A 16,360-nucleotide genomic window follows, 5' to 3' on the forward strand; every position below is an offset into this window, starting at 1 on the left:
GCCGCCCCCTTACAGTTTCACGCCCGAGAAGGACATGAAGGCCATCGCCATCAGACCCGCGGTGATAAAGGTGATCCCCAGACCCTGCAGGCCATCAGGAATGTCCGAATATTTCAGCTTTTCGCGCACCCCCGCCATAGCGGTAATCGCCAGCGCCCAGCCAAAGCCGGAGGACAGACCATAGGTCGTGGCCTCGGCAAAGTTATAATCCCGCTCGACCATGAACAGCGAGCCACCCAGGATGGCGCAGTTCACCGTGATCAGCGGCAGAAAAATACCCAGCGCGTTGTAGAGCGGGGGGAAATACTTGTCCAAGACCATCTCGAGGATCTGAACCATCGCGGCTATCACGCCGATATACGAGATCAGGCCAAGGAAGGTCAGGTCCACATCCGGGAACCCGGCCCAGGCCAGCGCGCCCGGCTTCAGCAGATAGGTCAGCAACAGGTTGTTGGCGGGAACGGTGATCGCCTGCACGACCATGACCGAGATCCCAAGACCCAGCGCGGTCGAGATCTTCTTGGACACGGCGATGAAGGTACACATGCCAAGAAAGAAGCTGAGCGCAAGGTTTTCGACAAAGATGGCCTTTACGGCCAGTGAGATAAGCCCTTCCATCAGTGCGCCTCTACCTGCTGGATTTTGTATTCGCGTTCTTCGACCTGGTTCGGCTTCCATGTACGGAAGGCCCAGATGATCAGGCCGATGATGAAGAACGCCGAAGGTGGCAACAGCAGCATACCGTTGGGTACGTACCAGCCGCCATTGTTCACAGTCTGCAAGATGGTGACACCGAACAGCGACCCGGCCCCCAACAGCTCGCGGATAAAGCCGACTAGCAGCAGGATCAGCCCATAGCCCATGCCGTTGCCAACACCGTCGATAAAAGATGCTATCGGGGGGTTCTTCATCGCAAATGCCTCGGCACGGCCCATCACGATACAGTTTGTGATAATCAGCCCAACGAAAACCGACAGGGTTTTCGAAATCTGGAAGGCATAGGCCTTGAGAACCTGATCCACCAGGATCACCAGCGACGCGATGATCACCATCTGAACGATGATCCGGATTGAGCCGGGTATCTGGTTGCGCAACATCGAAATGAACATCGACGAGAAGGCGGTCACGAAGGTCACAGCCAGCGCCATTACAAAGGCCACCTGCAACGAAGAAGTCACGGCCAGCGCGGAACAGATGCCCAGGACCTGCAGCGTGATCGGGTTATTGTCGACAAGCGGGTCGACCAGCATCTCTTTCTTGGTCTGAGACATCAAAACTCTCCTGCTTGCAGTTTGGCCAGGAACCGGGCGTAGCCCGCGTCACCCATCCAGAATTTCACCAGGTTATCGACACCAACCGAGGTCAGAGTGGCCCCAGCAAGCGCGTCGACATAGAAATCGGGACCGGCGGCGGGCTGCGACTTGGCGACGGTAATCTGCAGCTCGCCTGCATCGTCGCGCAATTTCTTGCCATTCCACAGACCTTTCCATCGCGGGTTGTCCACCTCGGCGCCAAGGCCGGGGGTCTCACCATGCTGATAGAACTGCAGGCCGTAGATGTCGTTGCCGTTACTTTCTAGAGCGATAAAACCATAGAGCGTCGACCACAGGCCATAACCATGCAGCGGCAGGATCACTTTGTCTAAATCGCCCGCATCATCGCGCAACAGATAGATCACTCGGTACTTGGCCTGACGACCAATACCCGCCGGGTCAGTGTCCAATGCTACGCTGAGTTCAGGATCACTTGCAGCAGCCTGGTCATCAAAGGTTGCCGGATCGAACTGATCGTCGACAAATTCGCCGGTGGCAAGCTCGAGCACATGCGGCTCGAACGCAGCGAAGGCTTCGGTCACATCTATGCCCGGCTCGAAGACACCAGCCACCTGCAAAACGTTAACCTGTTTGTCCTTCAGCGCGTTGGCTTCTTGCACCGGGCGCAGGCTGACCGCAGCGGCGGAGACCACCATCGAGGCAACAAGACAGACAGCAACGGCGACGAAGATCGTCTTGCCAACCGAATCCGGCGAGGCGGCCAGAAAGCGAGCCAATGCGCCCTTGGGTTCTTGAGGTTGCGGATCAGACATGGCGACGCGCCCTCCGTTTGATATTGGCCTGCACGACGAAATAGTCGATCAGCGGTGCAAAGACATTGCCGAACAGGATGGCCAGCATCATGCCTTCGGGGAAGGCCGGATTGATCACGCGTATCATCACAACCATCACTCCGATCAAGGCGCCATAGATATAGCGGCCCAGGTTGGTGTGGCTGGCGGAAACCGGTTCGGTCACCATGAAGGCCAGGCCAAATGCATACCCACCCAGAACCACATGCCAATACCACGGCATCGCGAACATCGGGTTGGTATCCGACCCGATCAGGTTCAGCAGCAGAGTAAATCCGATGGTCCCGGCCAGACAGCCAACGATCAGGCGGTAATTGGCAATCTTGGTCATCAGCAGGAAGGCCATACCAATCAAGCAGGCCAAGGTCGAGGTCTCGCCAAAGCTGCCCTGAATGGTGCCGTAAAAAGCGCTGGACCATGTGATCCCTTCGGCAGCAAGAGCCTGTACGCCCTCGGCCGCTGACACCGCCAGCGCGGTTGCACCCGAGAACCCGTCAACCGGGGTCCAAACCGAGTCACCCGACATCTGAGCAGGATAAGCGAAGTACAAAAACGCACGACCAACCAGCGCGGGGTTAAGGAAGTTCTTGCCGGTGCCGCCAAATACCTCTTTGCCGATCACCACACCGAAGATAATGCCCAAAGCCACCTGCCACAAGGGTGTAGTGGCCGGCATAATCAGAGTGTAAAGCATTGATGTTACGAGGAAACCTTCGTTCACCTCATGACCGCGCACGGTGGCAAAGATGACCTCGAATATGCCGCCTGCGACCAGTGTGACGATGTAGATAGGCAGAAAATACATCAACCCGTGCATCACATTTGCAAAGACACTGCTGGGGTCCAGCGAGATACCAAACATCTGCAGCAGAGCGATGCGCCAACCGGCGGCAGAGTCCGGCCCGAGGCTGGCGATGGCCGAGTTGGCCTGATAGCCGGTGTTCCACATCCCCCAAAGGATACAGGGAATGGTCGCGATCACGACATAGGTCATGATCCGCTTCATATCCACGTAAGACCGCGCATGCGGGGCCACAGAGGTCACGGTTTTCGGAGTGTAGATAAAGCTTTCGACCATCTCGTAGATGGGGAAATACTTTTCGTACTTGCCGCCCTTGGTAAAGTTCGGCTCGATCCGATCGAAGAAGCTGCGCAAACCCATTTGGATCAGCCCTCCTTTTCAATCTTGTTCAGGCAGTCGCGCAACGCCAGCCCGTATTCATATTTTGCCGGACAGGCAAAGCCGACAAGGCCCAGATCCTCTTCGTCCAGCTCTAGCGCGCCCAGAGCTTGCGCAGTATCGGTGTCCATCACCAGTAGTGCCCGCAGCAGTTGCGTCGGCAGATAGTCCTGCGGCATCAGCTCTTCGAACGTACCCGTAGGCACCATGGCGCGGCGCCCCCCATTCAGATTCGAGCTGAGCGCGTACAGCTTTTTGGCGAAAGCAGAACCCAGCACCGGCTGAACCGCAAATTTCGAAGGCATCGGGCGGATCCAACCCATCGGAATCTGGTCGTGGTCCTCACGGATGATGGTCATCTGCCTTGCAAAACGCCCCAGATAAGCCGTTGGGCCATCCGCATGCTGACCAGATAGGATCGAGCCCGAAATGATCCGTGCCGTGCCCTCCACATCAATCTCATCCCTGGTCAGGTCTTCGGTCGACGCTCCCATCACCGTACGGATCAGGCGCGGCTGACGGGCACCCGGGCCAGTCAGGGCGATCACCAGATTAGGGTCCAGATGGCCCGTCTGCATCAGGCGGCCAATGGCGATGACATCTTGATACCCGATGGTCCAGACCTGCTTTTCGCCCGCAAGCGGTTCGAGGAAATGGATGTGGGTTCCGGCCAAACCCGCAGGATGCGGACCAGAGAATGCCGCCGCCTCCACGTCTGGCAGATCGCTACCCGGAACTGAAGCACCGTCCTGCTGGCACAAATAGGTTTTGCCCTCGGTCAGCTTGGATACGGCTACCAGACCATCCGCAAATGCTTTGCCCGCGTCATTGATGATGAGTTCTGCATCTCCGGCCAGTGGCTCGCTATCCATGGCGGTGACGAAAATCGCTGCTGGCTTAGTGCCCGGAACTGGCATCTTGGAATAGGGACGCGTACGGAAAGCGGTCCACAGCCCCGCGGCGCATAGCTTGGCGGTAACACCCTCGGCGCTGTCCGCATCACCAACACCCGAGAAATCGATACCCGTGTCGTTGGCATCCGCAATCTCGATCACAACGCTCTGCAAAACCCGGCGCGCACCACGGTTGATGGCAACGATCTTACCACTTAGCGGGGCGACCATCATCGCCTCGGGTGCGTCCTTGTGACAGAATAGCGGAGTGCCACGTTGAACGTCATCCCCCTCCTGAACCAGCATTCGCGGTTTCAAGCCAAGGTAATCGCCCCCCAAAACCCCAACAGTCTTGAATTCTGGACCCGGATGGATGGTTTGTTCCGGTGCGCCTTGCACCGGCAGCTCCAACCCTTTTTTCAGTTTGAAAGTTTGCATGTCGCTACGGTCTTCCAAGCCTCTTTACCTGTGCCGGCTGAGCCAACACCTATCTAGTGTCAGACAATAACGCGAGAATTCCAAACAGTCGTCGCAAAAGCGTCGAATTGCGACTGAAATCCGCGGCCGTCCCTCTGATTGTGGCCCCTTTACGCGGGGATGATACCAAAAGCAAACCTGTAACCGTCAAAATTCCCTCACGGTATTCACTTTCTTGTATCACTTTCGCTGAAATTGCCTGTCGCGCCCCGATCATGTCCGGTGTAAGCACCCTTGATGGAACAAACGAACGATCTGGAAATTTTTCTGGTAGCAACGCCCGGACTAGAGGCGCCGCTGCATGCCGAGGCCACCGAACAGGGATTCGCCGATGCTAAGGTCATTGCCGGTGGCGTGGTTTGTCGGGGCGGGTGGCCCGAAGTATGGCGTGCCAACCTTTGCCTTCGGGGCGCAAATAAAGTTCTGGTTCGGATTGGCAGCTTTCCCGCTGTCCATCTGGCACAACTGGACAAACGCGCCAGAAAATTTCCGTGGTCAGATTTCCTGCGCCCGGAAGTGCCGGTAAAAGTCGAGGCGACAAGCCGCAAATCGCGCATTTATCATGCGGGTGCCGCGCGCCAAAGGATCGAACGAGCGCTGGCCGAGACACTGGGGACTCCAATCTCGACAGATGCAGCCCTGCGCGTGCTTTTGCGGATTGAGAAAGACATCTGCACATTCTCGATCGACACCTCCGGAGAGCCCCTGCACAAGCGAGGTCACAAGACTTCCGTCGCCAAGGCCCCCATGCGCGAGACAATGGCGGCCATGTTCCTGCGCGAATGTGGCTATCACGGGACCGAACCGGTGCTGGATCCCATGTGCGGGTCGGGCACTTTCGTCATCGAGGCTGCCGAGATCTCATTGGGCCTGCTTCCCGGTCGCACGCGTAATTTTGCATTCGAAAGCCTAAGGAGTTTTGATCCCGACATCTGGTCCGACATGCGCGCCGGGTCAGAACCCCCTGCCCCCGAGGTTCAGTTCTTCGGCTCCGACAGGAATGCAGGCGCAGTCGAGGCCGCAAAAGCCAACGCGGAACAAGCCGGTGTTTCGACCAATACAACATTTCATTGCCACTCCATCAGCGATCTGAAGCCCCCGCAAGGTGCTGAAGGGTTGGTGATCGTAAACCCCCCTTATGGCGCCCGGATAGGCGATGAAAAACGGCTGCGATCCTTGTATGGGAGTTTCGGCAAGGTTCTGATGTCACGCTTCAAAGGCTGGCGCGTTGGCATCGTAACAAGCACCCCATCCCTGGCCCATGCCACGCGCCTTCCTTTGCTTCCGGCAGGGCCGGTAGTGGATCACGGCGGCACAAAAATCCGACTTTATCGCACTGATCACCTGATCTGACATGGGGCTAATCACAGGGATTTTGAGCCTGCCCAAAGCCTGTTACTAATCACAAACCAGACCCAGAATCCCTCTTGCACATCCAAACCCTCAGGTATAAATCACCCGCCACGGTCGGAGTGTAGCTCAGCCTGGTAGAGCACTGTCTTCGGGAGGCAGGGGTCGGAGGTTCGAATCCTCTCACTCCGACCAATAAAGCAAGGTTTCAACTGCAAAGATTTTTTGCTGTTTGACCAATAAACCTACTTTTCCGCACAATTTGGTTCGAGGATTCACTGCATGAATCCAAGGTGATAGCTGTGTGGTATGAACTGCTTTACTCCCACGAAGTCAAAATGACGAACTGGTTGGCCTACAATGAAGCGTTGAAACGGCTCGGCGCAAGGAATGAGGCCCTGCGCGCCTCTAGAAACCTCTGTCGCGCCATCAGGTAAAATTGAGACAACGAGCATCGCTGGAGGCGCGTCGAGGGCAAGATAAATTGTATCAAATTGCTCGGCCGGTGCTTGGTGGTTTGCGACTTCAACCAGCAAGTCACAGAGTTACTGGCCCCTATCGACATCCTGAACGGTTACACAGCGAACGACATACAAATCACAAAGCGCGCAGGATATATTTGCCTACGCCCGTGGGCGGCGGCGATCATGCAGCTGTCATGAGAATGTTGATCAAGACTTCAAAGCTCCGCGATGTTGATATCCGTCGCGTGTGCGAAGTGGCACACCATGTCCTGGGCGTCGTCATTCCAGCGCCCGCGCACGCCCCTGAGGCTCTTTCGCCGAAGGTGAGATAGGCCCCAAGATCAGGTCCGTAATTAACTGTGGTCGATGAACAGGAACCGGTTTCTCTGTATCGCTGGCTTCTGGAAAACAACCTGTAACCGCAAGCCTTGTTTCTTGGTGGCTCTGCCAAATCTGTCGCTCTGTCTGGCGTAATAGTCGTATTTAGCTTTCGCAATTTTTGATTATTGCTGATCATCAGGGTGAATTTGATGTATTCTTGCTGAATGTGCTGGGAATTGACCAGGAGAACGACCCAAACAAAGCGCTTATACAAAATTAGAAGCGACTAGGGAGGAATTTGATGATGTACTATAGGCTAAAGGCGGTCAGGGGCTGTCGGATAATGATAGCTGCGCTGTTTTCTACTCTCTCTTTGAGTAATGCGATGGCGCAAAGTAACTCTGAGAGCGAAACCACAATCCCAGAGCCCGGGCCGTCCATCACCTTCACATCCTGGACCGGCCCTTACATGCGAAGTCAGATGCTTGGGTTTGTGCGCCCTTATGAGCAAGCCAAAAACGCTGATGTGCATGTTGCACATTACAATGGTGGCATCTCGGAAATCCGCGATCAGGTCGAAAGCGCAAATGTGATTTGGGATGTGGTCGACCTTACGCAAGCAGATTCACTTCGCGCCTGCGAAGAGGGCTTGCTGGAGAACATATCTGACATAGAACTGCCTGATGGCGTCGATGGCACACCATTTCGAGAGGATTTTGTCGAAGGTGCCCTAAATGATTGTGGCGTAGGAGTCATCGTATGGGGCACCGCATATGCGTATAACAATTCTCAATTCGCAGAAACGCCTCCATCAACCATTTCGGATTTCTTCGACACAGAAACCTATCCTGGGCCACGTGCCATCCGAAATGATCCGACAGTGATCATGGAATGGGCCCTTATGGCCGACGGCGTAGCCCGCGATGATGTGTATCCAACGCTAGAAACCGAAGAAGGTGTTGAGCGCGCGCTGAAAAAGATGGACGACATAAAAACCGGCCTGCAAATCTGGGAAACCGGGCGCGAACCCGTACGTCTGCTGAACTCTGGCGACATTGCTATGTCATCGATTTGGGCCACTACCGGTGCAACGGCCGCCCAGGAAGATGGTTCCGATTTTACGGTCAACATGGACGGCCGTGTGATTGAGCTGGATCTGTTCGGCATTCCAAAAGGAAGCCAGAATAAAGAAGAGGCCATTGATTTTATTCGCTTTGCTAGCAGCTCAAATTCGCTGGCCGATATGGTCGGGTACCTCCCAAATGGTCCAACCCGAAAATCTTCGATGACACTCCTGTCAGACGACGTTTTGGAGCGCATCCCGAACGGTCCGGCGTATGAAGACAATCTTTACATTCTGTCGGACGCCGAGTGGTGGGCCACCAACCACGGGCGCCTGGAAGAGGCGTTCCAGTCCTGGCTCGCAACCTCCGCCCGTCAGGGCGCTGCGGGTTCAACACGGTAAGCCGAAACAACAGGTCTAAGAGGTGCAAAATGAGTGATCAATCAACACAGAAACCTGACAATCTTGTAGCAAAGAGCGGCTTGTTCAAAGGTATGAATCCGACGATGGGTATCGCTTCGATGGTGATGATATTGGGGTTTGTGTTCTTCACGATCCGTGATGTTGAAGCTTCAAGTGCGATCTTTGCGACAGGTAAAAACTTCATCATCGGTAGCCTGGACTGGTTCTATGTACTGGTCGTTAACGCGGCGCTGTTTTTTGTAATATGGCTTATGATCAGCCGGTTCGGACACGTGAAGCTGGGCAAGGATGATGACGAGCCTGATTTTTCAACGTTTTCATGGATTTGCATGCTGTTTAGTGCGGGCTTGGGATCTGGTCTGATCTATTGGGGCGTTGCAGAGCCGATGTTCCATATCCAAGGCAGCCCATTCCTTGAACGGGCGGGAATTGAACCAGGTTCGGTTGACGCCGCGGTTTCTGCAGTAACGATCACGAATTTCCACTGGGGTTTCCACGGTTGGGCTCTTTATGTGCTGGTTGGCCTCTGCCTTGCATATTTCTCGTACCGCCATGGGCTTCCTCTGACTTTGCGCACCGCTCTTTATCCTGTGCTGAAGGAACGGATCTATGGTCCCTGGGGTCATCTTGTCGATCTGATTGGCGTATTTGGTACAATCTTTGGCCTCGCAACCTCATTGGGGTTGGGCGTCACACCAATCGCCGCCGGTCTTGAGGATCTTGGCTGGATGGCAAACACCCAGACAAATCAGTTGATCCTCGTCGCAATCATCACCTGTCTTGGCACGGCTTCTGCTGCATCGGGTGTTGGCAAAGGCGTGCGTATCTTGTCTGAAGCCAACGTTATGGCAAGTGTTGGCCTGCTGCTCCTGTTCATCATTCTGGGACCCACGGCATTCCTGTTGGGTATAACCATATCCGGATTTGGAGATTACCTCTGGACGGTGATACCCATGGGTTTCTGGATCAACGGTGAGCCCGAAAACCAATGGCAGAGCTGGTGGACGATCTTTTACTGGGGCTGGTGGATCGCATGGTGCCCGTTTGTTGGACTGTTCATTGCGCGGGTATCAAAGGGGCGGACGATCAAGCAATTCTGCTATTGCGTTCTTCTTATTCCAACCTCAGTCGTGATGCTCTGGATGGGTGTCTTTGGTGGCGCAGCAGCCGGGGTTGATCTGTTCTACGACGCAGGTGTCGTCGAGGCGGTCAACAATGACTACGCCGCTGGCGTATTCCAAACGGTCAAAGGATTTGGCTACACATGGTTGGTGTACCCGATCACAGTGTTGATTACGGTTCTGCTGATTTCGTGGTTTGTCACGTCTTCTGACTCGGGGACACTCGTGATGTGCACAATGCTGTCGATGGGTGACGAGCATCCGCCAATCAAGTTCCGTGTATTTTGGGGTATTACCGCAGGCGTTGTTGCCGGTGTCCTAATGCTGGCCGGTGGGTTGAGCGCGCTACAGACAGCGTCCATCGTCGCAGGGCTACCAATCGCTGTGATCTTGTTGTTCATGATCTATGGTATTGTCTCGTCGCTTCACGCTGAGCACCCAGTGCCAGATGTTGAGGATAAGTACGAAATGGAGTTCCTCAACAGATAGGCAGCCATTGTGGTTCAATTTGTCGAGAGGCAGTTACATCTGCCTCTCGACAATTACAGACATGGGTTTCGATCTGTCCGCGAAACTTTCCTCGTTCTGATGTGAAGTTTGCTAAACTTTCTGGGATCAAACGAATACGAAAGAACCTCTGCCTAATGGTTTCCACCAGCATCTCTGCTACCCGCGTGGTACAGCAACTGGATAGGCTTGTCGGCTCTCCATGGTGAGCCTCTCACACAATCTCGACCCGTGAACCAAAGGTACATTGTGGGGGATAGTCCGATCCTGGTCGTGATGGAGCGGTTTCTTTCACCCATGCCTTCCATTGTCCCTTAAAGGTAATGCCCAAAGCCAAAAAACCAGGTTCGGAATGGAATGCAGGCTAAGTCTTCCGCCGTTTCGGGACAGAATCGCCACCTTTTGTAGATTTGGCCGCTGCGACTCGCGCTCGGTTCTTCTTGCTGCTTGACTTACCTTTGGGTGGAGGCGGACCCTTTGATGCTGTTCGGGCAGATTTGATATCGCCGCCTTTGGCTTCAGATTTACCGCCCTTACGTGCCTTTGGCTTTGCACCAACCGGTTTGAACAAGGCATCTGCCTCGTCTTTCGAAGCACGCTGGCGTTCTACTTTGGCTGATTTGACGGCCCTTGTGGAACGTTCTGCAGGGCTGGAAGGTGCCCGGCCCTCGGGTTCAGGCTTGCGACGTCCATAGGTTGCAGTGCCGCTCCGTTCGGTCGGAGTCGTATCTCGTTTGCTCGTAATCGGTTTGCCTTTTTGCTTTCCGATGGGCTTGGTCCGGCCAGTTGCAGCAAAGTCCGGTGCCGTGTCCAGACGCACGAGATTCTTGACCTTTTCGATCTTCATCTCGGGCCCAACGGCTGTCAGAAACCCTTCGACGCTGGGCTCACGGATCTCGAAATAGGTCACATCATCGGCAATCCGGATGGCCCCAATGTCATCCTTCGTCAGATTGCCTGACTTGCAGATCATCGGCAGCATATAACGCGGCGACGCATTTTGATTGCGCCCCTCGGACAGCGAAAACCAGACGCTGGGGCCAAAGGCCGCGCGCGGTTTCTGGCTTTGCTGATCGACCGTCGACAACTCTTCTGGCGCGGAATGACGCAGCTTGTACTGCCGCAGGTAAGCTGCTGCAATCTGCTCAGGGGTAAAGCTTTCTACCATTTTCTGAACTGCTGCGCGTTCACTTTCCGTGATCTCTGCTTGCCAGTCATCCGATGCGAACATCCTCACCTGATCGCGTTCGGTCACCTCTTCGGCTGACGGGGCTGTCCCCCAATCGGCGGTCAGCTTGGCGAATTTCAGAATACGTTCCGCCTTTTTCCGCGACGCGGGTGCAACCACTAGTGCGCTAACGCCCTTGCGTCCGGCCCGGCCTGTTCGACCCGAGCGGTGCAGCAGTGTTTCATGGCTGTTTGGCAGTTCCGCATGGACCACCAAATCAAGGTTAGGCAAATCAATACCGCGGGCGGCAACATCCGTTGCCACACAGACCCTGGCACGCCCATCGCGCATGGCCTGCAAGGCGTTCGAGCGTTCGCTCTGGGTCAATTCTCCGGATAGGGCGACGACCGAAAAGCCCCGGTTTGACAGGCGCGCGGTCAGACGTGACACCATCGCGCGGGTATTGCAGAACACGATGGCGTTCGGCGCCTCATAATAGCGCAACACATTGATAATTGCATTCTCGCCGTCGCGCGGGCCGACCATCATAGCACGATAATCGATATCGGCGTGCTGCGTCTTTTCGCTGACGGTGCTCACACGTTCTGCATCGCGCTGATACCGTGTCGCCAGATTGGCAATCGCACGTGGGACAGTGGCAGAAAACAGCAAAGTCTGACGGTCTGATGGTGTTTCATCCAGAATGAATTCCAGATCCTCTCGGAACCCGAGATCCAACATCTCGTCGGCCTCATCAAGAACCACGGCGCGAATGGCCGTCAGGTCGATCGAGCCCCGCATGATATGATCCCGCAGCCGTCCCGGAGTGGCAACAACAATATGCGCGCCACGCGCCAACGCGCGACGTTCATCCCGAATATCCATGCCTCCGACGCAGGACGCCAGAAACGCGCCCGCATCGGCGAACAACCAGCTCAGTTCACGCTTTACCTGCAGCGCCAGTTCCCTTGTTGGTGCTACAACAAGTGCCAGCGGTGCGCCCGAGGTTTCGAAAGTCTCAGCGTCACCCAAAAGTCGCGGTGCAATCGCCAGACCGAATCCGATGGTTTTACCCGATCCGGTTTGGGCCGAAACCAGCATATCCTTCCCTTCCAGTTCGGGCCGGGTTACAGCCTGCTGAACTTGGGTTAAGGTGTCATAGCCCTTGCGAGCCAGCGCATTTGCAATGGTTTGTTTCACAGCGGTGGTTCTTTTCATCGGTCAGGAGATGGGATTGTGCGGTATTGCAATCAATGCATCATCCATGGGTAAAGACAGCCCCTTAACGAGTGTCTTGTCTATTGTATAGCCACGAACCGGGGCAGATGCGCTGAAAATCCCGTATCCTGTCCGTACTGCTCCCTTTCAGTAGCGGCTTGAGACCCTCGCTGCATTCGGTTCAATTTGTTGAGACGCGGCAGAAGCGCAGGCTTGGAATAATCAAAACAGGCGTTTTTCTGTAGAGCTTTCAACCGTCTGTAAACCGGCTGTCCCTGTCGGGCTGGCGGTCAACGTGACTACTCCTTCGGGAAATCTACTACAAGCAGTCGGATTCGATAGCTTCTACGACCACGTTTTCTTCGAATTTAGGGCATGACGTTGAGCCAATGGCGCGGTCCCTCTTGCGTCTATGCTGACGCCAGCCGTTTCATTGCGCTCATGAGAGGCATAGCCCGCACACCTCCCTGCCCCGGCACTTCCTTGTCGTTGGCATAGACAAGGATGCGCTCTGAGACGTCCAATTCTTCTGTCGCGATGTGAAACCCACGCGTAACCTTCGCTGATGTCGTCCGCTTGATCTCTATGGCCCAGAGGCCGCCGCGGGGAAGTTTCAATAACAAATCTACCTCAGCCCCTGCTGAAGAGCGATAGAAGTTTGCTTCTGTTCCGCGCGGTGCCGCGGTGATCAGGCTTTCGATGCAGAACCCTTCCCAACTGCCGCCGACAACCGGATGCCCCAGTAGGTCTTCTTGCGTTTCGATCCCAAGAAGTGCATGGGCCAACCCGGAATCGCGAATATAGACCTTGGGAGACTTGACCAAACGCTTTCCGGCATTGGAATGCCATGGCTGCAAACGGCGCACCAGCATCAGGTCGACCAGCAAATCAAGATAGCGCGCAACGCTCTGGCCAGAGACACCCAGGTTTCCCGCAAGTTTCGCCGCATTGAGTAACCCGCCTTGCTCATGGGCAAGCATTGTCCAGAACCGGCGCAATGTTTCCGCCGGGATGCGCAACCCAAAAGCCGGAACATCGCGTTCCAGATAGGTGCGAATGAAATCCTCGCGCCATGCCAGGCTGGTTTTGTCGTTCTTGGCAAGGAAGCTATCTGGAAACCCACCCCGCAACCACAGCGCAGAGATCGAGTCCACTCCGGTTTCCGACAAGATGAAAGGCGTCAGTTCGTGATAGCTGACCCGGCCAGCCAAGGATTCTGCGCTTTGGTGCAGAAGCGTGTTCGAGGCCGACCCCAGCAGCAGGAATTGCCCAGTCCGATACCCTTGTCTTCGTCGTCGGTCAATCTGACCGCGTAATGCCTTAAACAGGCCCGGCATAAGCTGAACTTCATCGATCACCACCAGGCGCCCAACCTGCTCGTCGAGATAGAGGTCTGGCTCTTCGAGCACCTGGCGATCAGCAGATCTCTCCATATCAAGATAGACAGCGTCACGGCTTTCAGCGATATCCTGCGCGAGAGTTGTCTTCCCAACTTGCCGCGGCCCAAGCAGGACTACGCCCGCCTGGTTCTCGAGAGAGTCTTCAACTGACTTTCTATCACCGCGCTTGATCATACCTTGCATTTATTCCATTTGGTGGAAGATTTACAAGGATAAAATTCCAAATTACTGTCCAGTGAAACCCTATCGTCTCGGCCCTTCACCCCAAAATCATGACACGCAAGTCTGGACCTTAGGTCGAGCATAATCGTGGAAAGCTGCGTCCCATTTGATCAAGAGAAAATTTAACCTGAGTACGCTCTTCTTTCTTAACTATTAAATTCGAAGAGTCCTCTTTGCGTCCCTCAATTTCATTTCCATTGCCCTGAAGGGCGAAGCCAACTAGGTACTTGCCGCGCACAAACCCCTAAGAATCTGCGAAAAATCAAATCGCAGAAAGGACCAGGATCATGACCATACCGGCAATCAAAAACGCTGACACAGGCACGCTGGCTGGCTCGGGAATGCATATTCTGGTCGATCATTACGGCAGCCAATACCTAACCGACGTTATGCGCATCGAAGAGGCACTGACCCGCGCGGCGCGGGAGGCTGGCGCAACGATACTGTCGGGCAAGTTCCACAAATTTGGCGGGCATGGCGGTGTGACCGGAGTGTTGTTGCTGGCAGAATCCCATATCTCGATCCACACTTGGCCGGAAAATGATTATGCCGCCATCGACATCTTCATGTGTGGCACAACGCAACCGGACAAAGCGGTCGCATATCTTGAGAAGCACCTGCGCCCTGCCCGAGTTGAAATTACGCGCGTCAACCGCGGTTTACCGGAACCAGTAGTCCCAACCGTCTAAGTAATATCCCATCAATGCGTGCGATTGCAGTGTATTAGGTTCGGCATCGACCCGGTCGGTATCACCGCCAAAAATCTGTGCCGCGCGCCAAACATCATCGTCGAGATAGCTCAACCCATCCGGCAGTTCGATTCTACGGTCGGTCAATGGTTCAAATGTAGCCAGAACAAACCCCCATTCGCCGAAGCTCGGCACGTAGCTGTGATAGGGAACCGCCTGCAGTCCCCGCCCGGGCCTTTGCGGATTGCGGCTGCTCTCGATCGTTTCGGCCACCGACCAAAAGGCCTGCCGAGCAAAGAACGGTGATCCGGCCTGGGTGACAAAGACCCCCTGCCCGCTTAGCCGTTCGGCCAGCAAGCCGTAGAATTGCTTGGTGTATAACCGGGACAAGGCGATGGATTTGGGGTCTGGCAGATCAATGATCACCACGTCGTAAATCTGGGTTTCCCGCTCCAGAAACCTCCAGGCGTCTTCGTTGACAACCGTCACGCGCGGGTCGCTGAGAGCATTGTCGTTCAGCTTGGACAGATCTGGATGGTCGCGAAACAACTGCGTCACACGCGGATCAAGATCCACCAGCGTCACGGATTGCACCTCGGGATAGCGCAGCACCTCGCGCGCGGCCATGCCGTCTCCACCCCCCAGGATCAGAATGTCACGCGCGCGCGGCGCAAGGGCCATGGCCGGATGCACCAGTGGCTCGTGATAGCGGTGTTCGTCAAGGGAATCGAACTGGATCGAATGATCCAGAAACAGGCGCACCCGGTCGCGGTACCGGGTGACGGTGATCTGCTGATACGGCGTGGCCTCGGACAGGATGACATCATCCTCGAACAGCTCAGCCTCGGTGACCGAGACCAGCCGCTCGGACTGCCACAACGCGCCCAGTGTTGCCACAAAGGCCACCGCCCAAACCGCAACCTGGACTCGCGTGGCCCATTCCCGAAATACCAGCAGGGACAGGCCTGCGACGGCGAGGTTCAGCCCTCCGAAGGCCAGGCTGGCAGACATCAACCCCAGATATGGGATTACCAGCAGTGGAAAGGCCAGCGAGGCGACCAGCGCACCGATGTAGTCGACGCTCAGCACGTTTTCGAAACGGAATTTCAGCGCCCCAATCTGTTCCAGAACGCGGGCGATTAAAGGGATTTCCATCCCCGACAGGATACCAATGGCAATCAAGGCGCCGTAAAGCGGCAAGGCCACCTGCCCCATCCACGCGTAGTTCAGAAACAGCACCGGCGCCAAAAACCCGCCGACAATGCCCAGTAGGATCTGCGCCCAGACAAATCCGGAAAACGCATCCGAGACAAAGCGCGATAGCCAGGCCCCGACCCCCATTGCTGACAGAAAGATACCAATCACCAACGAGAACTGGCGGACGGAGTCCCCCAGCAGATAACTCGAAAGAGTGGCTGCAATCAGCTCATAGATCAGACCGGCGACAGCCACCAGAAAGGTGGCCAGCAACAACCACGCGGCACGCGCCTCAACCGCGCGGGGCTGGGTCATGACAGGATGACGGCCGCGATGATGATGGACACCGCCACAAATAGCAGCCCGATCAGGATCGCCAACGCGATATTCTGATCTTTTTCAATCTCGTGCACGACCGAGAAGGGCGTCATCCAGTCGATCACCTTCCACACGACCCACATCAGCGTCACGCCCAGAAGGGTGTAAAAGATTGTGCTGATGATCTCTGCAATCTGAATTGCTGCTATATAGTCCATTGATTC

Annotated in this window: 13 protein-coding genes and 1 tRNA gene; 5 read left to right on the plus strand and 9 right to left on the minus strand. The window is 55.5% G+C overall.

Going from position 1 to position 16,360, the window contains the following annotated elements; genetic code table 11:
* Positions 1 to 9: 9 nt before the first annotated feature.
* Genes nqrE through AC2FFB_RS08395 form a run of 5 tightly spaced genes read right to left on the minus strand, consistent with a single transcriptional unit; the run spans position 10 to position 4,636 of the window.
* Entirely contained in the window at positions 10 to 618 is a 609-nt protein-coding gene (gene nqrE / locus AC2FFB_RS08375; RefSeq protein WP_142636377.1) for an NADH:ubiquinone reductase (Na(+)-transporting) subunit E, read from the minus strand.
* A complete protein-coding gene (locus tag AC2FFB_RS08380; protein WP_142636378.1) occupies positions 618 to 1,271 on the minus strand; it encodes an NADH:ubiquinone reductase (Na(+)-transporting) subunit D in 654 nt (217 codons plus the stop codon). The genes nqrE and AC2FFB_RS08380 overlap by 1 nt, the downstream gene beginning before the upstream one ends.
* Positions 1,271 to 2,086 carry a Na(+)-translocating NADH-quinone reductase subunit C gene (locus tag AC2FFB_RS08385; RefSeq protein WP_496677034.1) on the minus strand — a complete coding sequence of 272 codons (816 nt, stop codon included), beginning with the start codon at positions 2,084 to 2,086 and terminating at the stop codon, positions 1,271 to 1,273. Before AC2FFB_RS08385 ends, AC2FFB_RS08380 begins: the two co-directional genes overlap by 1 nt.
* On the minus strand, positions 2,079 to 3,287 hold the full coding sequence (locus AC2FFB_RS08390) for an NADH:ubiquinone reductase (Na(+)-transporting) subunit B (RefSeq protein ID WP_142636382.1): 1,209 nt from the start codon (positions 3,285 to 3,287) through the stop codon (positions 2,079 to 2,081). The genes AC2FFB_RS08385 and AC2FFB_RS08390 overlap by 8 nt, the downstream gene beginning before the upstream one ends.
* Before the next feature lie 5 nt (positions 3,288 to 3,292).
* A complete protein-coding gene (locus AC2FFB_RS08395) occupies positions 3,293 to 4,636 on the minus strand; it encodes a Na(+)-translocating NADH-quinone reductase subunit A (RefSeq protein WP_496874776.1) in 1,344 nt (447 codons plus the stop codon).
* Between the two features lie 276 nt (positions 4,637 to 4,912).
* Between AC2FFB_RS08395 and AC2FFB_RS08400 the strand changes: the two genes are divergently transcribed.
* From AC2FFB_RS08400 to AC2FFB_RS08415, 4 genes are all read left to right on the plus strand, one after another.
* Entirely contained in the window at positions 4,913 to 6,028 is a 1,116-nt protein-coding gene (locus AC2FFB_RS08400; RefSeq protein WP_496874777.1) for a THUMP domain-containing class I SAM-dependent RNA methyltransferase, read from the plus strand.
* Between the two features lie 115 nt (positions 6,029 to 6,143).
* A tRNA-Pro gene (locus AC2FFB_RS08405) sits at positions 6,144 to 6,220 on the plus strand.
* 975 nt (positions 6,221 to 7,195) lie between these two features.
* The gene (locus tag AC2FFB_RS08410) at positions 7,196 to 8,275 is read left to right on the plus strand and encodes an extracellular solute-binding protein (protein WP_271948936.1); all 1,080 of its coding nucleotides are present in this window, start codon (positions 7,196 to 7,198) and stop codon (positions 8,273 to 8,275) included.
* A gap of 29 nt (positions 8,276 to 8,304) precedes the next feature.
* Entirely contained in the window at positions 8,305 to 9,906 is a 1,602-nt protein-coding gene (locus AC2FFB_RS08415; RefSeq protein ID WP_496698393.1) for a BCCT family transporter, read from the plus strand.
* A 382-nt stretch (positions 9,907 to 10,288) separates the two neighbouring features.
* On the opposite strand, the gene AC2FFB_RS08420 is transcribed toward AC2FFB_RS08415, so the two are convergent.
* Both AC2FFB_RS08420 and AC2FFB_RS08425 read right to left on the minus strand, forming a co-directional pair.
* Positions 10,289 to 12,310: a DEAD/DEAH box helicase gene (locus AC2FFB_RS08420; RefSeq protein ID WP_496874778.1), complete on the minus strand. Its 2,022-nt coding sequence runs from the start codon at positions 12,308 to 12,310 to the stop codon at positions 10,289 to 10,291.
* A gap of 410 nt (positions 12,311 to 12,720) precedes the next feature.
* Positions 12,721 to 13,884 (minus strand): ATP-binding protein, encoded by a 1,164-nt coding sequence (locus AC2FFB_RS08425; RefSeq protein ID WP_496874779.1) that lies wholly within the window; start codon positions 13,882 to 13,884, stop codon positions 12,721 to 12,723.
* Positions 13,885 to 14,219: 335 nt separating this feature from the next.
* Between AC2FFB_RS08425 and speD the strand changes: the two genes are divergently transcribed.
* A complete protein-coding gene (gene speD / locus AC2FFB_RS08430) occupies positions 14,220 to 14,621 on the plus strand; it encodes an adenosylmethionine decarboxylase (RefSeq protein ID WP_496874780.1) in 402 nt (133 codons plus the stop codon).
* Here the strand turns inward: speD and AC2FFB_RS08435 are convergent.
* Positions 14,592 to 16,133: a polyamine aminopropyltransferase gene (locus AC2FFB_RS08435; protein ID WP_496689286.1), complete on the minus strand. Its 1,542-nt coding sequence runs from the start codon at positions 16,131 to 16,133 to the stop codon at positions 14,592 to 14,594. The genes speD and AC2FFB_RS08435 overlap by 30 nt on opposite strands.
* Complete coding sequence (locus tag AC2FFB_RS08440) at positions 16,130 to 16,354, minus strand: DUF350 domain-containing protein (RefSeq protein ID WP_142636390.1); 225 nt, start codon at positions 16,352 to 16,354, stop codon at positions 16,130 to 16,132. Before AC2FFB_RS08440 ends, AC2FFB_RS08435 begins: the two co-directional genes overlap by 4 nt.
* Positions 16,355 to 16,360 lie beyond the last annotated feature (6 nt).

Source organism: Ruegeria sp. YTSA219 (assembly GCF_059609985.1).